A 20,798-nucleotide genomic window follows, 5' to 3' on the forward strand; every position below is an offset into this window, starting at 1 on the left:
GATCGAACTCGACCGACTCAGACGGGCGCCGCCGCGCCGGCCGAGGTGACCGCGAGCCACAATCCGCCGAAGCCCTCGATGTTGTGGCACTTCACCTCGTTCTTGCTCTCATGCGCAGAGAAGTACAGCGGATGCCCGCCGCACCACCAGCGCCCGCTGAAGCCGATTCATCGCCGCTTCCGCCGCAGCGATCTGGTCCTGGAACGTCCGCTCAGCCGCGCCCAGGGCGTCTTCGTTGCCCTGGGCCCCCACAGGCCCCGCCTCCGGGCGGTGACTGTGGGGGCACTGCTTGGCTCTACCGGGACGGAGTCTCCTCGGACCTCGCGCCTGGTGCCGGGACGTAGCCGGTGGTTCGGGTGGCGAAGATTCCCCGGCCCTGGGTACGGCTGCGCAACTGCGTTGCATAACCGAACAACTCGGCCAGTGGGACGGTGGCGACGATCACCATCGTGCCCGGCCGCGCGGTCGAACCCGAGATCCGGCCACGCCGTGCCGCCAGGTCGCCGAGCACTCCGCCGACGGCATCCTCAGGCACGGTCGCCGTGACCTCGGCGACCGGTTCCAGCAGCACCATCGCACTGGCACGCAGCGCTTCCCGGAGCCCCAGCCGGCCGGCCGTGCGGAACGCCATCTCCGAGGAGTCCTTCGGATGGGTGGCTCCATCCGTCAGTGTGACCCGCACCCCGGTCACCGGGTGCCCGCCGAGAGGACCCTCGGCCAGAGCATCCCGGCAGCCTGCCTCGACCGCGCGGACATACTCCTGCGGCACCCGTCCACCGACGACGACCGACCGGAACGCGAAGTCCTCCGCGCTGTCGTCATCAGCTACCTCCAGGGGTTTAACGTCGAGGGTGATCTGGGCGAACTGACCGGCCCCGCCGTCCTGCTTGACGTGCCGGTACACCAACCCGGACACCCCGCGCGCGACCGTCTCGCGGTAGGTCACCTGCGGCCGGCCGACCCCGACCTCCAGCCCGTGAGCACGACGTATCTTCTCCACCGCGACCTCGAGGTGCAGCTCACCCATACCTGACAACAGCGTCTGACCGGTCTCGGAATCGGTCCGGACCGTCAGCGAGGGGTCCTCCTCGACCAGCCGCGTCAGTGCCGACGCGAGCCGGTCGGTGTCGGTGCTCCTGCGGGCCTCGACTGCCACGGAAACGACCGGGTCGGCCACGGCTGGCGGTTCGAGAACCAACGGTGCTGCCGGCGCGCTCAGGGTGGCGCCGCTTCGTGCGGACTTCGGCCCGACGACCGCGACGATGTCGCCGGCGAGCGCCTGCTGGACCTCCACGTGCTGGTCTGCCTGCACTCGCAGGATCCGGCTGATCCGCTCAGTGCGTCCCGCGCCCGCGTCCATCACTGTTTCTCCCTTCCGAATCGTTCCCGAATACACCCGCAGGTACGTCAGCCGCCCGGTGGCTGTCGAGTTGACCTTGAACACGAGCGCCGCGAACGGCGCCGTCGGGTCGGCGATCCGCTCCTGTACGGCACCGTCCGACATGCCGCGCACCGCCGGCACCTCCTGTGGCGAAGGCAGATAGGCGACGACGGCGTCCAGCAGCGGCTCGATCCCGCGGTTGCGGTACGCCGATCCGCACAGCAGCACCACGCCGGTACCAGACCGGGTCAGGTCCCGCAGCGCAGCAGCCAGCGTCTCCGCCGAGACCGTTGACCGCGCATAGAACTCGTCCAGCGCGACCGGGTGGAGCTCGGCGACAGTCTCCTCGAGCAGCCGGCGCCGTCGCATCGCCTGTTCCAGAAGGGCATCGGGCACCAGGCCCTCCGCAAAGGTGTCGCTGCCGTCGCTCCAGACGTACGCCCGCATCGTGATCAGGTCGATCACTCCGCTGAACCCGGCCTCCTTTCCCATCGGCAACTGGACCACCAGCGGGGTCACGTGCAACCGCTCGCGGATCGAGGCCACCGCTGCGTCGAGGTCGGCGCCGGGGCGGTCCATCTTGTTGACGAACGCGATCCGCGGCACCCCGTGCCGGTCGGCCTGCCGCCAGACCGACTCGCTCTGCGGTTCGACTCCCGCGACGCCGTCGAACAGTGCGACGGCACCGTCGAGCACCCGCAGCGAGCGCTCCACCTCGTCAGAGAAGTCGACGTGGCCCGGGGTGTCGATCAGGTTGATCGAGTGCCCGTCCCAGTCGCAGCTAACGGCCGCGGCGAAGATCGTGATCCCGCGATCGCGTTCCTGCGAGTCGAAGTCGGTGACGGTGGTGCCGTCGTGGACCTCACCGCGCTTGTGAGTGGTGCCGGTGAGATACAGGATCCGTTCGGTGACGGTGGTCTTGCCGGCATCGACATGGGCGAGAATGCCGACATTACGCAGGCCGGACAGTGGGCGGTTCTGTTGACGGTGGTCAAGGTTTGTACGCATGGGCCGATGGCCTTTCGGATGATCCGGATCGGGACAGCGCGATTCACAGACGAAGCGGCCTGTGGTCAGGCCATGCGCCACACCCCCGGCGGCGGCTCAGAATGCAACCGCCTGCAAGACAGGCTGGGTCAGTTCGTCACGGACAGGAGCCGACCGCGCAGCCGGCACCTGACACCCGAAGACACCAGGATCACGTCGTACCGTGACCGGGGAACACTCACAGCGATGCGGTGACGCACGGCCGGGCTCCCCTCACTCGTCAACGCGCCTGCCGCGATTTCGCGGCAGCGCTCAATTCGATCCAAGCGTAAGGGGACCGGCGATGCCGGACCACCGGATTTCACCGCCGACAACATCCTCTGCGCCCGACCTGGAGGCGACGAGCAGCAGCGCCTCTATCGGGGAACGATCCCCCGCTGCCCCTGCCACGAGCCGTGCTCCGACAGCGGCCGGAACCGCAGGGTGGCGAACTCGTGGTGGAAGTCCCTGCGCCGGCGTTCGACCATTGCGGCGGCATGGCGGTCGGGTTCCGGGACAGTGCTGTGGCCGTGCACCATCTCTTCCATTTCCCGCACGGACCGCCAGACCGAGAACGTAGAGATCGTCCGCGGCGGGCGCATCGCGGCCAGCGCCAGCGTGGCCCCCGGATGGTCGCGAACCAGCCGCTCCACGGGCTTGCCCCACTTCAGGAACCTCGGCACCTCCAGAAGGCGCATCCGGGCCAGCGTGACCGCCACGACGGGCTCGGCAGGGTCCCACTCGCCCGCTCTCGCCGGAAGGTCGGGCAAGGCCGCAAGCCGCGACCAGCGGCGCAGAAACTGCATACGCACGTGCCAGCCTGCTGCCAACTCCCTGCCCAGGGGGTCATCCGCCAGAAAGGTCTCGACCGCCGCCTCGTCCTCCCACCGCGCGAACATCGCCATCCGACGCAGCTGCATCCGGGCCGGCGAGACGGTCGGCGCACCAAGGCGCATCAGCGCCAGGCACTCGGCGTACCGCAACCCAGGCGTAGATGGCACAGCCGGCGCCCTCCACAATGCCCCCGCCGTCGTCGCCGGCCGAAGCTCCGCAAGGTGGAACGTAAAGATCGTCATCGTCGGGCAACTGTCCCACGAGTGCTGCAGCAGTGTGTCGGGAGTCAGCCTGGCCGCTGCTGACGCCCCGGCTCGTCGATCGGGTAGCTGGGGTGTCGACGCAGCCTGCAGTCGATTCGATGCGCATACGATGAAATCGATAGCCACCCGAGTTCTTCCTGGAGCCGACACCGACGCGTTCGATCGGAGCGCGTCGCAGGCAGTCGATAGGAGACGGCAGTTGCCCGAACCCCCGCGAGAAACGCGTCCGTCGGTGGCTCGACATGGATGACGAAACAGCCATCGCCGCTGTCCTCGTCCCAACGCAACTCAAGCGATTCAGGGAGGTCTGCGAAGTAGACGGGCCGATCGAGCCGCGGTTCGACGGAGCCACGAAGCATGTGCTCCTCACCGAGGATCGCGCCTTTCTGTTTCCTCGCAACCACACGATCGTCGCGCAGCTCGAGCGCGAATGCGACGTCTACGCAACTGTCGACCACCCGCTCGTCTCGAAACTGCTCGGCCGCTGGGACGAGCCGGCGATCTCGCCGTACCCGTTCTTCGCCGCGACTCGGCTCCGGGGCTCCGTGCCCGGCGACATGTCGCCCGAACACCTGCGAATGCTGGCGGGGCAGCTCGGCGCGGCGCTTGCGGCGTGCCATGACATCGGTCTCGAGCACGTCCAACGGCGCCTGTGGGACAGCGCAAGTTGGGCCGCCGAACGCTCCTACGGTGACCTCCGCCGGCACCTCTGGACGGCGTACGCCGAACATCGTTCGGTGCCGCTGCCGAGTTGGGAGCAGGTCCACCTCGCTCTGACCACGTTCGACATCGTTGCGCTGGCACCCGAGACGGAGACCCACTACTACTGGCAGAAGAGCCCCGAGTGGCAAGCCGCTCGACGGGCTGCGGCGCGAGACTGCTTGCAGACGCAGCTCAGGTAGGCGGGCGCTCCGGGCCGGCGACTACCTACGCTGGCGCATCATTGAGTCGACGACTGCACCACCCACATCCTCGACGCCGTTGCCGCCAGCGCTGGCTCGTCGGCAACGGCCTTTTGTCTGACCGCCTCCAGGAGGACGACGCCGATGTATGAACTGTCAGCCAACATTGAGCTGCTCTTCACCGAGCGCGGCGAGGGCGACGCGAACGTCGCCGAGCGGGTACGCACCGCCGCCGCGCTGGGTCTGCCAGCTGTCGAGATCTGGGCCTGGCGCGGAAAGGACATCGCCGCCCTCCACCAAGCTCTCCAAGAGACCGGCATCGGGTTGCAAACGATGTGCGTCGACCCAATGGGGGTTCTGGTCGACCGGGCCACGCACAGCACATTCCTCGCCGCCGTCACCAAGTCAGCAGCCATCGCGCAAGACCTGAACTGCCCCTTTCTCGTCATCACCGCCGGAGACCACCAAGCAGGTGTTCCTCGATCGGAACAGGACGCAGCAATCGTCGCAGCCCTACGTGGCGCCGCAAGCCTGCTCGAGGGCTCCGATGTAGTGCTCCTGTTGGAGAACCTCAACTCCCGCGTCGACCACGTCGGAACCTTCCTCGACTCCACGGTCGAATGCCTCGACATCGTCGAAGAGGTGGACTCCCCCAACGTCCGGGCGCTCTATGACCACTACCACTCCCTCGTCATGAACGAGCGGCCCGAATCCGTACTCGCCGGCCGGATCGACCTGGTCGGCCATGTCCAGACCGCCGACGTACCAGGCCGACACGAACCCGGCACCGGAACAACCGATTGGGACAACGAACTCCGCGTCCTCTACGACCTCGGCTATCGAGGACGAATCGGCCTCGAGTACCTGCCCTCAACCGACACAGCGAGCTCCCTCGACCGCATCCAGCACGTCATCGCCAATCTCAGCCCGTCCGACGTTGAAGGACTGACGTAGCTCAGTTATGCGCTGGGGGCCTGGACTCGCCAGCGGTTGGTTAGTTCGTCGCCGCTGGGTGGCGGGCCTGGGAGGTCTGGGCCGCCGCCTGGTTGTTCGCCGGTGCGGCGCATCGCCTCCAGTACGAGCGTCAGGTACCGGTGGCGAAGCCGGTTGGTCCGGGCCTCGTCGCCGAGCTTGATCGAGGTGATCTGCTCGAGGATCATCGCGAAGTCCTCCACCACGATGCCCGGGCGGAGGTACTCCTTCGTCCGCTCGTAGACGGCGAGATTCAGTTCACCGGCCCGGCTGGCGGACTCGAACAGCTCGGGCGTCGGCGTGAACGTCCCCGCGAGCCGCTGCGTGAGCGAATTGGTGTCGGCGTCGACCAGCGCATGCAGGAACGCCTCGAAGGCGATCCACGGCTCCCGGTCGTCGACCAGCGCCTTCTCCGCCTCCGCGATGTAGCTCGCGAGGCCGTCGGCGCACAGCTTGCGGCCCCGCCTGCTGAAGACCCGCTCGTACGTGTCCGGCATCTTCTTCGCAGTCGTCTTCTTCGGTGCGATGGCCGGTACGTTCGTGCTCGGCATGTTCCTCCAGGTCGGCCTCGGCTACACCCCGATCCACGCCAGCCTGGCGATGGCCCCTGGGCGCTCGGGGCATTGATCGGCTCGGCGATCTCCGGGATGACGATGCAGAGGTACGGCCGCCGGCTGCTGCATATCGCGTCGAGGGTCGACCCGCCCGTGGTACCGATGCTCCTCGGCACCGACCCAGGCGAACGAGTACTGGTCCTGGAGCACCTCGAACACCAGAAGCCGCGCGCGGACTGGGTGGTGGACTACGCGACGGCGCTGGCGCGGCTCCACTCCGCCACCCACGCTGATTCCCGGGGCAGTCTGCCGGCATGGTCGGGTCCGGGCCAGGACGACATCGACTCCTTCTTCGGGCTTGCCCGGACTCTTGGCGCGGCGGTTCCGGCTGGTGCTCGAGACGAGCTTGACGGCTTGGTAAATCGCCTGACCCGGATGGAAGGCACTGCCCTGCTGCACGGCGACCCCTGTCCCGGCAATGACCTGCATACCAGCGCCGGCGTACGGTTCATCGACTTCGAACAAGCCGCGCTGGGCAACGGCCTCGTGGAACTCGCCTACCTGCGCATCGGCTTCCCGACCTGCTGGTGCGCCACCGTTCCCCACTCCGAGACCCTGGACGCCGCAGAGGCCGCCTACCGCATGACCTGGCAGAACGCGACCGGCACCGAGGTCTGCGGCGATCTCACCGATGTGTGCGCCGGCTGGCTGCTCCGCGGCGACGCGCTAGTCCAGCGGGCCGAACGCGAAACCACCGACCACCTGGCCAGAATCCCCAACCATGACTGGAAGTGGGGCACCGCCACCGCGCGTCAGCGCCTCGCACACCGTCTGCAGATCGTCAGCCGGCTGACCGCTGAGGGCAGTCAACTGCAGGATCTCGGCCGGCTCACCGCAGCCTTGTGCGACATCATGCGCACCCGCTGGCCCACCCTCCAGCCCCTCCCCTTCCAACGCCCATAGACCATCAGGTGGGTTGAGGGGTGCGGGCCAGGTTGTGGAGGGCCGTGATGGTTTGGTCGGGGGTCAGTCGGTTGGCCGGGTCTTTGGTGAGCAGGGCTTCGATGATCGGGCGCAGAGGCCCGGCGTTCACGAACGGGCCTGGCCGGGCCTCGACCACCGCAACCAGCGTGCTGAACGGGTCGCCGGCGCCGAACGGTGACCTTCCCTCGGCGGCCGCGAACAGTGTCGCGCCGAGTGAGAACAGGTCGGATGCCGGGCCGACCGCGTCACCACGGGCTCGCTCCGGTGACATGTACGCCGGGCTGCCGGCCATGGCCTCGCTCGACAGCGTCTGCTCGTCGTCGATTTCGGTGGCGATGCCGAAATCCGTCAGCACTACCCGCCCGTCGTCACACAGTTGTACGTTCGCCGGCTTGACGTCGGAGTGCACCAGACCCGCGCGATGGACGGCCCGCAGCGCGTCGACCAGGTGCAGCGCGATCCGCCGTACCTCGGCAGTCGGCAGCGGACCGTCCGACGCCACCGTCTCGGCCAGGGTCCGCCCCGACAGCAACTCCATGACGATCCAATGGTCGCCAGAGTCCTCGATGACGTCATGCACCTTGACCGCACTGTCGTGATCCAGTCGCGCCGCGGCGCGCGCCTCGGCCAGCGCACTGGCGCGGACATGTTCGGACGCCTGGCCGCTCAGCATCACCTGCTTGAGGGCGACGCGCCGCCGCAGCAGCTCGTCCTCGGCGAGCCAGACGCGGCCCATGCCGCCGCGGCCAAGTAACGCAACCAAGCGGTACCGGCCGGCCACCAGCCATCCTGAGCCGACGATCGTCGGTGCTGAATCCACCGCGACTGTTGTCATGATCGCCTGCCTCTGCGGGTTCGGATACGCCTTCCGTGCTCTCTACACGGACCCCGGCCCAATCCGGTTCGACGTCCGGTAGCTGACAATGCCGATCGTCCTCGTCGCAGGTGCGCGGCACATTGTGGATAGCCCTGATCGATCCCTGATCCCCGCACGCACCGCACCCTTAGGACGATCCGGACTTTCCGTCTTTGGTTGCTCTGGGCAACTTTTGTGCGGTGGACCGGAGTACACCCCGGTATTTGGTTTGAACCGGCCGGTGGTGGCGCCCGTGTAGGGCTCATAGGTAACGCCAATTGGGAGGGATCGCATCATGAGTCATGTCAGCAGAAGTTTCCGGCGAGGTCTCAGCGCGGCAGCTGTCGCGGCTTTCAGCACCGGCATCGCCGTGAGTCTGGCCGGCCCGGCAGCAGCGGCGCCGGCGAGTAGCGTCGTGATCGACACTGGCCAGCTGATCGTCACCGGCACGAACTACGCGGACAACATCACATTGCGTGTGCCGGCTGCCGATACGACAGTGCTCGAGGTCGAGTTCGGCGACGGTACGGCGAAGCGCACGGTGAAGCGGAGCGACTTCGGCCAGATCCAGATCAACAGCCGAGGCGGCAACGACACCGTGCGGATCGACTACGGCGCCGAGGTGCAGCCTTCACCTGGGATCCGGGCGACGGCAGCGACGTGATCGAGGGCGGTCGCGGCCAGGACACCATGGTGTTCAACGGTTCGGCCGCCGCGGAGAAGTTCGTTGCTTCCGCCAACGGTCCGCGGTTGCGGTTCACCCGGGACCTGGGCAACATCGTGATGGATACCGACGACGTCGAGCGGGTCACGCTCAACGCGCTCGGTGGCGCTGACACGGTCACCGTCGCCGACCTGCGCGGGACCGATGTTCAGAAGGTAGGCATCGACCTGGGCGCACAGATCAACGCGAGCGGCGGCGACTCCGCGGCCGACGCGGTGACCGTCACAGGCACCGCCGGCAAGGACCACATCCGGGTCTCCGGTTCCGGCGGGAACGTGCGGGTCTCGGGACTGAAGACCGACGTCACTCTGTCGGACGCGGAACCAGCGGACCAGCTGACCGTCGACACGCTGGCCGGCAAGGACAAAGTTGCCATCGGCAATCTTGTCCGAGGCAGCATCACGCTCAGCATCCTTTGACCGGACAAGCCCGGCGTCGCCAACGCGCCTGTGACATCCCGTGTCACACATCACGGTGGCCGCCGACTGGTTGCCGGCGGCCACTGGATCAAGACGGGTGGGGTGGTGGATCACTCACCGAACAGCGGCGGGTTCCCCTCGGCGGTGGTGAGGTAGTAGAGGGAGTCCTTGTAGGTGCCGGGGACCTTGCCCAGGCCCTTGATGACGGTGGCGGTGCCGTTGGCGTGGCTGACGGCGTACAGGTAGGCCGAGCCGGAGTCCTTGTCGATGGCGGTGAGCAGCGTGCCCTGTGCGCCACACTTCTCGGCGACGATGTGCTCGAAGCCCTGCCAGGTGGACTTTCGGACCTGCTTGACGACCGGCTTCAGCGGGGAGGTGACCGGGATCCGGATCGTGTACAGCGCCCCACCGCGGGTTGTCGCGAGGAACGTGTCGTACGTCGCTGTCTCGCTGATCAGCGCCATCGCCTTGACCGAGGCGAAACCGGGGTACGAACCGGCAGCGCGCCACCCGCCGGCCCAACGGAACAGTACGCCGTCGCTGCGCAGGCCGTACCGGTTGCCACGGCCCGTGGACGGGGCCCCCGCACCGAGGTAGAAGGACTCCTCGACCATGGTGAAGTTGCCCCAGCCGCCGCCGATCCGCGTTGACCGGTTGATCGGCTGGCCGGCGGTGTCGGTGCCGTACGCCGACGAATACAGGGACGAACCGAGCACGACATAGCCCGAGGTGACCCTGCCGACCGGGTTCAGCAGGGTGTCCGTCCAGGTCGAACTGATCCTGGCGGCACCGGGCGTGTACATATGCGGCCCTGTCCCCTGCTTCATGGTCGGCGGCGCCGTCGCGGTGATCGTCGAATAGCGGAGGTCACCAGCACTGTTCACAGACCCAGCGGTCATGGCGCAAGCAGCCGTGATGCTGCCGGCCGAAGCAGACGCGGTACCGGCAGCAGTCGCGGAGATGGCAGGAGCACTTGCCAGACCACCAAGCACGACAGCAGCGGCCGCAGCAGTGGAGACTCGTCTCAATTTCATGGTGGAGATTCCTCTCGTGGTGTTGGTTCTGCAGAGCCTGATGCCGGCCGGCCCGTGATTGTTCGCGCTTCACGGCCACTTAGACCAGAACGACAACAATGGAACTGCCGGAATCGGCACTGCGTCCCGAAGATCTTCTGCCGAACACCTACGGCAGCCTCTTCGACTGGGCCTTCGACGCAGACGGCCAACTCTGGCGCGCCTGCTCGCCGAGGCCGTCGCCTTCGCGCGCAGCACCGTCAGCAAGGAACCGTGAAGGCCGCTTTGGCGCTTGAGATCGCGCTGGGCAGGCGCAAAGCTGGCATCGTACGGTGTCGTCGTGAAGCCTACGAGACCGAACGTCATCCTGATCGTGTCCGATGACCACGGCTATGCCGATCGCTCGTCACTGGGCATCCATCCGGAGGTGCGGACACCGGGACTGGACCGATTGGCGGCCGAGGGGGTGGAGTGCACCGAGGCGTACGTGACGGCGCCGATCTGTAGCCCGTCCCGCGCCGGGCTGATCGCGGGCCAGTATCAGGCGCGATGGGGTGCTCGCTGGTTTGGTGACAGCTCGTTTCCGGCGCACCGCCCCAGTCTGGCGGAACAGTTCGGGGGACTCGGCTACTCGACCGGCTATCTCGGCAAGGTGCACTACGGTCAGGAGGACGTCGGCGACCGGGGGTGCCCGCCACATCACGGCTTCGACGAGACCTACTACGGCCTTGCAGGCAAGCAGCAGGGCCGGCTGAACTACCTGCGGCACTCGGACAGCGCGGTCGCGGAGTACGGATCGGAGGCATCCTGGCGGATGGCGGTGCAGCCAATGCTCGACGGCGACGACGAGATCGAACTCGAGGGTTTCCTCACCGACGAACTCGGCGCCCGGGCTCGTGACTTCACCCGCCGGCACTCCTCGGCACCGGAGCCGTTCTTCCTGATGCTTGCGTTCAACGCGGTGCACAATTTCTGCTGGCAGCTCCCGCCGGAGGAATTGCGCAGGCGCGGCCTGCCGAACCGCGACGACTGGCACGACGACGACGCGGTCGGCTACGGCGGATGGTACGACGGGTCGATCACGCCGAATCTCGAGCACGGCCGCGAGTACTACCTGGCCCAGCTCGAACTGATGGACGCACAGATCGGTGCGTTGCTGGGCGAACTGGACGACCTCGGCATCGCCGACGACACCATCGTCGTGTACCTGACCGACAACGGCGGCTCGACCTGCAACTATGCCGACAACACACCACTCAACGGCACCAAGTACACACTGTGGGAGGGCGGCATCCGGGTCCCGTTCCTGGTCCGCTGGCCCGGCGGACACCTTCCCGCCGGCATCCGCCGCGCCGGCATGGTCAGCTCGATGGATCTCTATCCGACCGTCCTGTCCGCCGCCGGCGCGGACCCCGCGTCGTACGCCGACTGCGACGGCCTCGATCAGCTTGACCTACTGCGCACCGGCGGCAGCGGCCACGAAGAACTGCATTGGGACACCGGCTTCCAGTGGGCGGTACGCGCCGGCCGATGGAAACTCACCACAGTCGACCGCGACGCCGGCGAGGTCTCCTACCTAGAAAGCATCGAGCACGCCACCCTCGGCCCCGCCGTCCGCCTGCACGACCTGGCCGACGACCCGGGCGAGCGACACGATCTCGCCTCCCAGCGGCCCGATCTCGTTGCGCGCCTGACCGACCGCCACCAGGCCTGGCAGCGTGAGACCGGGAAGGAGTCCAACCGCTGACTCGACCCAACAGATCACCCGGCCTGACCGCCCTCTCCGTACAGCCAGCAACGGGTCCAGCTGCCGTCCTCGAAGGTGGTTGCCTCGGGCAACCGGGTTCGGCACTCGTCGCGCGCGAACGGGCAGCGTGGGTGGAAGCGGCAGCCCGGTGGCGGGTCGATCAGGCTGGGCGGTTCACCTAGTTCGTCGTCGAAGGTGTCCACCACGCCGCTGTCGCTGCGATCCGGATCGGGTGAACAGTCGAGCAACAGCCGGGTGTACGGGTGCTTCGGCTGCTGGCTGACCGCCTCGGCCGGACCTGACTCGACCAGCTGACCGGCGTACATCACGTTGATGTCGTCGGCGAAGTAACGCGCACTCGCGATGTCGTGGGTGATGTAGAGGATCGCCAAGCCCTCGTCATCGCGCAGCTTCGCCAGCAGGTTGAGGATGTCGAGCCGGATCGACACGTCGAGCATCGAGACCGGCTCGTCGCCGAGCAGGACCGCGGGCTCGACCGCGAGAGCCCGAGCGATCACGACGCGCTGGCGCTGACCGCCCGAGAGCTGGTGCGGGAACTTGTCGATGAAGTCCTTGGCCGGCGTCAGGTTCACCCGCTCCAGCAGTTCCAGGACCTTTGCCTCGACCTCGGCGCGGCCGGACGCGTGCCCATGGATTCGCAAGGCCCGGCCGATGATGTAACGCACCCGCTTCAAGTGGTTCAGCGACGAGAACGGGTCCTGGAAGATCAGCTGGACGCGGGCGTAGTACCGTCGCCGGTCCTTCTGACCGCGCGGGTCGGCGGGGACTCCGTCGAGCAGGATCTCGCCGTCGGTGAGCGGATAGGCCAACGCCATCAACCGTGCCAGCGTGGTCTTGCCGCTGCCGCTCTCACCCACCAGGGCGGCGATCCGGCCGCGGTACAAGGTGAGATTCGCCGCCTCCAGGGCGCGGACCTCGTGGTGGCCCCGGCCGCGCACCTCGAAGTACTTCGTGGCGTTGCGAGCCTCGAGCACCGGCGCGGGTCTCTCCGTTGCCTCAGCCAACTTTCTCACCTTCCACTGGACGCTCTCCTAGTACGGCGGCATCGTGCAGGTGACAGGCCACCTGACGACCATCGACCGGGCGCAGCAGCTCCGGCAGCTCGGTGTCACAGCGCGCGAACCGCTTCGAACACCTGGGGTGGAACGCGCACCCGGGCGGCGGGTCGCGGAGATCGGGCGGCGAGCCCGGGATCCCCCGCAGGACGCGGATCGGGCCGTGCAAGGGCGGGAACGAGTCGCGAAGCCCGGCCGCGTACGGATGCAGCGGGTCGTCGTACAGCTGCCGGGCCGGACCGAGCTCGACGATCCGGCCGGCGTACATCACCGCGATCCGATCGGCGATCTCGATCAGCAGCGACAGGTCGTGGGTGATGAAGACGATCGCGAAGCCCAGCTCGCGCTGCAGTCGTTGCACCTGCCGCAGGATCTGGCGCTGCATCACGACGTCCACCGCCGTCGTGGGCTCGTCCATCACGACCAGCTCGGGATCACAGGCCAGGGCCAGCGCGATGGTGGCGCGCTGCCGCATCCCGCCGGACAACTCGTGCGGGAAGGCCCGCAACCGATCGGCCGGGATCCCCACCATCCGGACCAGCTCGGCCGCCCGGGCTTCCGCGTCGGCGTCACTCAGCCGGCGGTGCGCCTGCAGCGCGTCGACGAACTGGGCACCGAGCCGAAGGACCGGATTGAGAGCGTTCATCGCCGACTGGAAGACGATCGACACCTCTTCCCAGCGAATCTTCGCCAGCTGGTCGCGATCGGCACGGAGCAGGTCGACCTTGCTGCCGTCCTGCGCGTGGAACAGCGCAGTACCGGCCGTGGTCACCGCGGGCGGCCGTTGCAGCCGGGTGATCGCGTTGATCAGCGTCGACTTGCCGCTACCGCTCTCCCCCGCGACACCGAGGATCTCGCCCCGGCGCAGCGTGAAGCTCGCATCCACCACCGCGTTGACCGGCCGGTCCTCGGTCTCGTACCCGACGTGCAGGCCGTCCACCTCGAGCAGTACTTCGTTCATCGCTTGGCTCCCGTCACCGCGGTCAGCCTGGTGGAGGCCTTGCGGGCGACCATCCGCAGCCGGGGATTGGAGATCTCGTCGATGCCGAAGTTGATCAGCCCGGCCGCGGTGCCGAGCAGCGCGATACAGGCCGCCGGCGGAACGAACGTCCACCACTCGCCGTTGAACAGCGCGTTGGGCCCGGCTTCGTTGATCAGCATCCCCCAGCTGATGATCGAGGGGTTGCCGGCGCCGATGAACGCCAACCCGGCCTCGGCGAAGATCGCGCCGACGACCGAGAACAGCAGGCTGGCCGCGATCAGCGGTGCCAGGTGCGGCACCAGCTCGAAGACGATCACCCGGCGCCGCGACTCGCCGAGCATCTCGGTCGCGGTCACGAAGTCACGGTTGCGCAGGGACAGCGCCTGGGCCCGCTTCTGCCGCGCGCCGCCGGCCCAGCTGGTCAGGCCGATGATGAGCGCGGTGACCCACCAGCCGCCGCGGCCCTTGACGTAGCTGCCGACGATGATCAGCAGCGGCAGCCCGGGGATCACCAGGAAGATGTTGGTGAAGGCGGTCAGGAACGCGTCGGTCCGGCCGCCGATGTACGCGCCGGCGATGCCGAGCAGCGTCGCCAGGCCGGTCGCGATCAGTCCAGCGAACAGGCCGATCTGCAACGAGGTCCGGGTCCCGACGACGAGCCGGGCGAGTAGATCGCGACCGTTCTTGTCGGTACCGAGCCAGTGCGCCGACGACGGCGCCTCGCGCAAGTGCTCGACGTCCAGCTCGGTCGCACTCAGGCCGAACACGTGGGTGACCAGGGTCGGGCCGACGAGGGCGACGAGCACGAAGAAGCCGAAGATCATCAGGCCGACCCGGACCTTCGTACTGTCCGGCAGGCGAAGCCTGTTCACACGTCCTCCCTGGCCCGCGGATCGATCAGTCCGTAGACCGAGTCCGCGATGAAGTTCGCCGCCAGTACCGACAGCGAGATGATCAGGAACAGCGCCTGCATCAGCTGGTAGTCCACGCTCGTCACCGACTGGTAGAAGAGGTAGCCGACGCCCGGGTAGGCGAACACCACCTCGGCCAGCAGCGACCCACCGACCACGAACCCGAGGGACACGGCCAGGCCGGTGACGCTGGGAAGGATCGCGTTCCGGGCGGCGTACTGCGTCATCACCCGGCGCGGCGACAGTCCCTTCGCCTCGGCGAGCAGCACGTAGTCCTCGGAGATGGTGGTGATCATCATGTTCCGCATGCCGAGCAGCCAGCCGCCGATCGACCCGGCGATGATCGTGAAGGCCGGCAGCAGCGCGTGGTGGATCACGCTCGGGACGAAGTAGAGGTCGAACGCGGGCACCAGGTTGTCGACGTCGTACCCATGGATGTCGGGGAACCAGCCGAGCTTCCCGGCCAGGAACAGCTGGAGGAGCTGGGCGACCGCGAAGAACGGCAGCGCGCCGATGAACGTAGACAGCGGTGCCGCGATCGCGTCGAACCCGCGGCCCGGCCGGCGTCCGGCCAGGATGCCGAGACCCGTGCCGAGCAGGAACGCAAGGATGGTGGTGGTTCCGACCAGGCCGAGCGTCCACCAGATCCCCGACCCGATCACCTCCGAGACCGGGGTCGGATAGAACGCCGTCGAGATGCCGAAGTCACCGTGCGCGAGCTGGTTCAGGTAGCCGAAGTACTGCCGCCACAGCGGATCGTCCGAACCACCGAACAGCCGCTGGATCGCCCGCACCTGTTCGGCGGAGACTGTCTGCGTCCGGCGCAGGTTCTCGATGATCGCGCCGGCCGGGTCACCCGGCATCAACCGGGGAATGAAGAAGTTCAGCGTGATCGCGACCCAGGTCGCGACCAGGTAGAACCGGACCCGGCGGGCGACGTACACCCACGACGACCGGCGGCCTCGCTTCGGCCCCGGACTAGCTAGGGGCTCCGCGCCGGGCGGCGGCACCGCGCTGCCGCCGCCCGAGTCGACGACCTCGACACTCGACGTCATCCGGCTGTCAGCTTCCGTATGTGTCGGGGTTCGGCTTCAGCGACAGAACCACCCGGAGATTGTCACCCGCGGCCCACGGCGGCGGCATCGCATACGGGTTCTCCTCGTTCGGCCAGCCGACCCAGTGCTTGGAGTTGTACTCCGCCGACGCGCCGATGCTCGCCACCGGGAAGCTCGGCACCTTCTCGACCATGACCTTCTGCAGCTCGCCGACCACCTTCAGCTGCTCGGCCGGGTCACCGGTCTCGGACAGCTTCTTCAGCAACGCGTCCGTGGCCGGGTCCTTCCAGCTTCCGTAGTTTGCCCAGGCGCCGGCGTTCTTGGAGCTGAGGATGTCGTCGTAGTAGCTCCACGGGTTCGCTCCGTACACCGCGCCTCCGACCGTGACGTCCAGGTCGGCCGACTTCTTCAGCGCGTCGAGCTGGGTACCGGGTACCGGCCGTACGTTGGCCTTGACGCCGATCTTCTTCCACTGCTCGGCGATGATCTGGTCCCGCTGGATGGCGTCCTTGTACTCCGCGTTCTCCGGCAGGTCGACGGTCAGCTGCTTGCCGTCCGGTCCGACCAGCTGGTCACCCTTCTTGGTGTACCCGGCCTTGGCCAGCTCGGCCAGCGCCGCCTCGGCGTTCGCCTTGCCGTAGGGCAGATCCTTGTACTGCGGGGCGATCCACTTGCCCTGGGTCTTCTGGTCCATCCCGGTCGGGTTGATCGAGTACGACAGGTCCTGGGTGACGATCTTCATCACCTGGTCGCCGTCGATCGCCAGCGACAGGCCCTTGCGGACGCTCGCGTTGTCGAACGGCTTGCGGGCCGGGTTGTAGTACACGTTCAGCGAGCCGTACGACGGGTACCAGGCATGGTTGTGCTTCGGGTCCTTGTCGACGTAGACCTTCTTGACGTTCGGGATCGCACCGCCGGACCACTCCAGCTCGCCCGACATCAGCTTCTGCTCCTCGGCCTGGCCGAGAATCGGGATCTTGATCTGCGGGACCGGCACCTTCTGCTTCCAGTAGTCGGCCCGGGCCTGCAGCACGACCTGCTGGCTGGAGAACTGCCCGAGCTTGTACGGCCCGCTGACCACCGGCTCGGGGTTCGTCCACTTCTTCAGGTCCTGCGACTCCCAGATCTTCTTCGGCACGATCGAGACGCCGCCGATGGTGCTCTCCAGCGTGTACGCCGGGCCGGCGAAGGTTATCTCCGCGGTCTTGGCGTCCACCGCCTTGGCGGCGACGTACTCGAACTTCTGCAGCTCCGGGTCCTTCTTGAGCGCCTCGAGGGTGAAGACCAGGTCGTCGGCCGTGACCGGGGAGCCGTCGCTCCAGGTCGCGGCGTCATTGAGCTTGATGGTGATCTTCTTGCCGTCCGGCGACCACACGGGCTTGTCCGCCAGCCACGGGATGAACTCGCCCTCTTTGAGGATGTTGAACATCCACAGCGGCTCGTACAGGAAGAACGTGCCCGAGGTGGCCGTCGGCGAGAACGGGTTGAAGTTCCGCACGAAGGTCGATTGGCCACCGGCCAGCCCGGCCGTCAGCGCGGTCGGGCAGGACGCCTTGCTGCAGGTGTAGCCGGGGTCGTAGCCACCCAACTGCTCGGACTTCTTCGCATTCGGTGAATTGGGACTGGTGCAGCCCACCACGGTGATCGCGACCGCGACCGCGAGAGCACCCAGCACCGCTGGGGAACGCTTCCTCATGACGACTCCGTTTCCCTGGCGGCCGACCTCGGGAGGCAGGCCGGACCGGACGAGAGGGCATACGTTGTCAATGCATGTGAGTGTTGTCAACCATCAATCTTCGCGCAAGAATGTGCGTCGTTGAGCGTGTTCACACCAAGCAACGCGACCCCTTGACAGCGCCAGAGAGATATCGTTGTCTTGACCCCGTCGACCACAGAAATCATCGGGCCCGACGGCCCGCTCGCCCTGATCGACGCCTTGGAACGGCGCCCATAGTTGCCAGCAGTGGTCGCTAAGCGGCGTAGACACGCGCGGAGACGACATGAGCACGCGATGCTCCATTGGTAGCTCGCGCCACCAGCCGCAACCGCGAGAGGGTCAGAGGGGCCGGTAGCCGATGGCTCTGCCGGCGCCGCCGGTTCTCTGTCACAGTGGCCACCGTCTGCCACGTACCAGAGGCATCAGCCACCTGTACTTCGTAGTCCCGCACCAGAGTCGGCAGTACGTCGAACGGCGTCCGGTGGTGATGGAGGTTGATCAGATCCTCCTCCACGTCGTCATTCAGGATCACCACTACTTCAGCCACCTCCACCGGCTCGGGCCAAGCCAGTTCCAGCCAAGGCACCGAGTCCCAGGCAAGGTCTTCGGACACCCACACTTGCGGGCCTCCATATGGACGCCCGAAGCCGCCAACCACCTTGTTCGGCGCATAGGAATCGGACTCGGCCCCTAGCCGGAAGCACAGACTCGCCCGCGGCAGGATGTGCTTCCACTCCCGGAATTGCTCCGTGTACTGCTCGTCGGGATCCGGACTCCGATGCGCGAAGAAGATCATCCCTGGCAGTGCCGAGTCCGCGACATGCAATGCGATCGAGGGATTCGCCTTCAGAACAAGCACCGCGTTCTGCGCCTGCTCAGGTCTCCATGTCACTGGAAACCGCACCCACCGCTTCTCGCCGGCGTCCACCTCCATGGTCCACTCGGCGAGCTTCCGCAGCGGCAGGTAGTTCTGCGGCTTCAGTGGATCGTGCAGCTCAACAGTGAGCCTCGTCGCCACAGCGGCATCCACCAGCAGCTCCAGACCATCCAGCTCGGGATCGACCGGCACCACCATCGCCAGGTCGGTAGCAAGCTCGCGAGTCCCAGCAGATACCTCCACCGCCATCCGCCGCAGTGTCGAGGAGGCCGTCACCGACGCCGTCAGCGCGACGTTGTCCGGGTCAGTGTCTGCAACACCCAGCACAGACGCGTCCGCGCGATGCAACGCCTTCCGCACCAGGTCGAAATGCTCAGTAGCCAGCTCACGAGGAGTAAGCCCGGCCCGCGACGCCACCGAAGCAGCCACCCCGGCCGCCTCACCCAGTACTGCGCACGTCGCCATCACCCGAGTAGTCCCGAACGCCACATGACTGGCGCTGATGTTCCTGCCCGCCATCCACAGGTTCCGCACGTTCCGCGAGTACAGCGACCGCAGCGGGATGTGGTAGTTCCCATCCGGGTGCCAGTGCCTCGACCCGCGCTCGGTCGCGTACATTCCGCCCGGCGGGTGTAGGTCGACCGACCAGCCACCGAAGGCGACTCGGTCTTCGAAGAGCTCTTGCCCGAGGACGTCGTGCTGCGTGAGCACGTGGTCCCCCAGGAACCGCCGGTACTCGCGTTTGCCCGGGAGCGACCCGATCCACTCGAGCGTGAGGTTGTCGGCGTCGTACAGCCCGGAGTTCTTGAGGTGGTCCCAGATCCCGTAGACCGCGGCCTGCAGTTCGTCGCGGATCAGCTCGTTGTCGTCGACGACGTCGAGCTCGCCACCCCACTCGACCCACCAGTTGGCGCAGCCGTTGTGGTCGGTCCGGATCACCCGGCGCTCCGGGATGGAGGTCTTGGTGATGTCGAGCGCGAACGAGGGCGGAACGTACTTCACCGGATGCCCGACATCCTTGCTGTAGAAGAGGATCGTGCTGCCGAGTGTGTTGCGGTCTGGGACCTCCGGCGCCCACGACTCGCCGTACTGCGACCTGGGCTCGCGTCCGGTCACGTAGTCCGCACCGGCCAGGAACCCGATCAGCCCGTCGCCCGTGCAGTCGAGGAAGACCGGACCGGTGAAGTGAATCTCCTTCTCCGACCCCATCTGCCAGCCGGTCACCGACGTGATCACCCGGTCGCCGGCCGGCCCGGACGCCTCCACGGTCCGGACGTCGGTGTTGAGGTAGAGCGTGATGCTCGGCTCCGCCCGGACCGCTTCCAGTACGACGAGGTCCCAGTAGTACGGGTTGCCCTCGGGATTGCGGTACTGGTTCTCGACGAAGAGCTCGCCCATGATCCCGGTCTCGCGGGCGAAGTGCTGGACGCCGTGGGCGGTGGCACCGCAGACCCAGACCCGCACCTCGCTGGAGGAGTTGCCCCCGAGCACCGGGCGGTTCTGGATCAGGGAGACCGTGCTCCCCTGCCGGGCGGCGCCGATCGCCGCGCAGACGCCGGCCAGGCCACCACCCACCACGATCAGGTCGGACTGGACGTGGAGTTGCTGCATGCAATCACCTATCTGGTATCTGGATGCACGACCGGTTGCCCCGGCCCGTTCGGGTGGTTGGCGGTGAGGTGGTCCGGGACGCGCTGGGCGACCAGGACGAAGAGCAGGCCGGCCGTGAGAGTGTCACTGGCCCGGCCGGCGAAGAACTCGGTCCAGGTACCGCCGGCCGGAGTACCGGTGTCGAGGCCGACCTCGGCCTCCGTACCGACCGGCGAGTCGGCGACGCCGGTGATCGCCACCGTGAGGGCACCCTCGGCCTTCGAGCGACGGATGAACTCCAGCGTCGCCGGGTCGATGCCGGACCGCGACACGACCAGCGCGACATCTCCGTCACCGAGCAGCCCGGAGGCGATCTGCGCGGACTGCGGTCCGTCGAAGAACCAGACCGGGATGCCGATCCGCAGCAACCTGATGTACAGCTCGCGGGCCGGGATCGCGTCGCCCCACTCGCCGTAGATATGGGTACGGCGCGCGCCGGCGATCGCGTCCGCCACCCGGGCCGCGGCGACCAGGTCGATCGACCCCAGCGCGTTCCGCAGCGCGTTCGCCTGGGTGCCGGCCAGCACGTGCAGCACCTGCTCGGGCGGATCCGCCGGGCCGATGGCCAGGCCGATGTCACTCGTCCAGCCCGCCTCCAGTCCTCGGCCGACCTCCATCGCCAGCGCAGCACGCAGCGCGGGGTATCCGGCGAACCCGAGGTGCGTCGAGAGCCGGGTCACCGTGGCCGCCGAGGTCCCGGCGGCCGTCGCGAGCTTGGTGATCGAGCCGCGCGCCACCTCGTCGGGGTTGGCCAGGATGTGCTCCGCCACCCGGTGCATCGAGCCGTTCAGATCGGGCAGGGCCCGCTTGACCACCTGCAGCGGGCTCGGGCTGTCGGCTCTGTCCATCTCTACT

The 20,798-nt window shown here is 67.4% G+C and carries 18 protein-coding genes; 6 read left to right on the forward strand and 12 right to left on the reverse strand.

The features are described 5' to 3' along the window. Window positions 1-295: 295 nt before the first annotated feature. Together fusA and A3ES_RS0101490 are read right to left on the reverse strand one after the other, a co-directional pair. A complete protein-coding gene (gene fusA / locus A3ES_RS0101485; RefSeq protein WP_020384996.1) occupies window positions 296-2,389 on the reverse strand; it encodes an elongation factor G in 2,094 nt (697 codons plus the stop codon). 395 nt (window positions 2,390-2,784) lie between these two features. Continuing rightward, window positions 2,785-3,408, reverse strand: coding sequence for a hypothetical protein (locus tag A3ES_RS0101490; RefSeq protein ID WP_237744827.1), 624 nt, complete (start codon window positions 3,406-3,408; stop codon window positions 2,785-2,787). 338 nt (window positions 3,409-3,746) lie between these two features. Between A3ES_RS0101490 and A3ES_RS0101495 the strand changes: the two genes are divergently transcribed. Beyond that, complete coding sequence (locus A3ES_RS0101495) at window positions 3,747-4,406, forward strand: hypothetical protein (RefSeq protein WP_020384998.1); 660 nt, start codon at window positions 3,747-3,749, stop codon at window positions 4,404-4,406. Between the two features lie 144 nt (window positions 4,407-4,550). Then, complete coding sequence (locus A3ES_RS0101500; protein WP_020384999.1) at window positions 4,551-5,360, forward strand: TIM barrel protein; 810 nt, start codon at window positions 4,551-4,553, stop codon at window positions 5,358-5,360. A gap of 5 nt (window positions 5,361-5,365) precedes the next feature. Here A3ES_RS0101500 and A3ES_RS45850 read toward each other — a convergent pair whose 3' ends face one another. After that, window positions 5,366-5,929: a TetR/AcrR family transcriptional regulator gene (locus tag A3ES_RS45850; protein ID WP_157630250.1), complete on the reverse strand. Its 564-nt coding sequence runs from the start codon at window positions 5,927-5,929 to the stop codon at window positions 5,366-5,368. Between the two features lie 96 nt (window positions 5,930-6,025). Here A3ES_RS45850 and A3ES_RS0101515 point away from each other — a divergent pair, with 96 nt between their 5' ends. Beyond that, complete coding sequence (locus A3ES_RS0101515) at window positions 6,026-6,895, forward strand: protein kinase family protein (protein WP_020385002.1); 870 nt, start codon at window positions 6,026-6,028, stop codon at window positions 6,893-6,895. A 4-nt stretch (window positions 6,896-6,899) separates the two neighbouring features. Here the strand turns inward: A3ES_RS0101515 and A3ES_RS45855 are convergent, their stop codons facing one another. Further along, complete coding sequence (locus tag A3ES_RS45855) at window positions 6,900-7,751, reverse strand: serine/threonine-protein kinase (RefSeq protein ID WP_020385003.1); 852 nt, start codon at window positions 7,749-7,751, stop codon at window positions 6,900-6,902. Between the two features lie 316 nt (window positions 7,752-8,067). Here A3ES_RS45855 and A3ES_RS0101525 point away from each other — a divergent pair, with 316 nt between their 5' ends. Both A3ES_RS0101525 and A3ES_RS0101530 read left to right on the forward strand, forming a co-directional pair. Beyond that, window positions 8,068-8,436: a hypothetical protein gene (locus A3ES_RS0101525; RefSeq protein ID WP_020385004.1), complete on the forward strand. Its 369-nt coding sequence runs from the start codon at window positions 8,068-8,070 to the stop codon at window positions 8,434-8,436. Further along, window positions 8,433-8,915, forward strand: a complete 483-nt coding sequence (locus tag A3ES_RS0101530) for a hypothetical protein (RefSeq protein WP_020385005.1) — start codon at window positions 8,433-8,435, stop codon at window positions 8,913-8,915. Before A3ES_RS0101525 ends, A3ES_RS0101530 begins: the two co-directional genes overlap by 4 nt. A gap of 110 nt (window positions 8,916-9,025) precedes the next feature. Here A3ES_RS0101530 and A3ES_RS0101535 read toward each other — a convergent pair whose 3' ends face one another. Continuing rightward, on the reverse strand, window positions 9,026-9,949 hold the full coding sequence (locus A3ES_RS0101535; RefSeq protein ID WP_083933116.1) for a hypothetical protein: 924 nt from the start codon (window positions 9,947-9,949) through the stop codon (window positions 9,026-9,028). A 319-nt stretch (window positions 9,950-10,268) separates the two neighbouring features. On the opposite strand from A3ES_RS0101535, the gene A3ES_RS0101545 reads away from it, so the two are divergent. After that, a complete protein-coding gene (locus A3ES_RS0101545) occupies window positions 10,269-11,675 on the forward strand; it encodes a sulfatase family protein (protein WP_157630251.1) in 1,407 nt (468 codons plus the stop codon). Between the two features lie 14 nt (window positions 11,676-11,689). Here A3ES_RS0101545 and A3ES_RS0101550 read toward each other — a convergent pair whose 3' ends face one another. The 7 genes from A3ES_RS0101550 to A3ES_RS45860 form a co-directional block, all read right to left on the reverse strand. After that, window positions 11,690-12,700, reverse strand: a complete 1,011-nt coding sequence (locus tag A3ES_RS0101550) for an ABC transporter ATP-binding protein (protein ID WP_026162467.1) — start codon at window positions 12,698-12,700, stop codon at window positions 11,690-11,692. Next, window positions 12,693-13,712 (reverse strand): ABC transporter ATP-binding protein, encoded by a 1,020-nt coding sequence (locus tag A3ES_RS0101555; RefSeq protein ID WP_020385010.1) that lies wholly within the window; start codon window positions 13,710-13,712, stop codon window positions 12,693-12,695. The genes A3ES_RS0101550 and A3ES_RS0101555 overlap by 8 nt, the downstream gene beginning before the upstream one ends. Further along, window positions 13,709-14,605 (reverse strand): ABC transporter permease, encoded by an 897-nt coding sequence (locus A3ES_RS0101560; RefSeq protein WP_020385011.1) that lies wholly within the window; start codon window positions 14,603-14,605, stop codon window positions 13,709-13,711. Before A3ES_RS0101560 ends, A3ES_RS0101555 begins: the two co-directional genes overlap by 4 nt. Next, window positions 14,602-15,699 (reverse strand): ABC transporter permease, encoded by a 1,098-nt coding sequence (locus A3ES_RS0101565; RefSeq protein WP_020385012.1) that lies wholly within the window; start codon window positions 15,697-15,699, stop codon window positions 14,602-14,604. The genes A3ES_RS0101560 and A3ES_RS0101565 overlap by 4 nt, the downstream gene beginning before the upstream one ends. A gap of 7 nt (window positions 15,700-15,706) precedes the next feature. Further along, the gene (locus A3ES_RS0101570; RefSeq protein WP_083933118.1) at window positions 15,707-17,395 is read right to left on the reverse strand and encodes an ABC transporter substrate-binding protein; all 1,689 of its coding nucleotides are present in this window, start codon (window positions 17,393-17,395) and stop codon (window positions 15,707-15,709) included. Window positions 17,396-17,669: 274 nt separating this feature from the next. After that, on the reverse strand, window positions 17,670-19,904 hold the full coding sequence (locus A3ES_RS0101575; protein ID WP_020385014.1) for an FAD-dependent oxidoreductase: 2,235 nt from the start codon (window positions 19,902-19,904) through the stop codon (window positions 17,670-17,672). A gap of 8 nt (window positions 19,905-19,912) precedes the next feature. Further along, window positions 19,913-20,791 carry a MurR/RpiR family transcriptional regulator gene (locus A3ES_RS45860; protein ID WP_169501724.1) on the reverse strand — a complete coding sequence of 293 codons (879 nt, stop codon included), beginning with the start codon at window positions 20,789-20,791 and terminating at the stop codon, window positions 19,913-19,915. Window positions 20,792-20,798 lie beyond the last annotated feature (7 nt).

It is taken from the genome of Kribbella catacumbae DSM 19601 (assembly GCF_000372465.1).
Taxonomy (GTDB): Bacteria; Actinomycetota; Actinomycetes; order Propionibacteriales; family Kribbellaceae; genus Kribbella; species Kribbella catacumbae.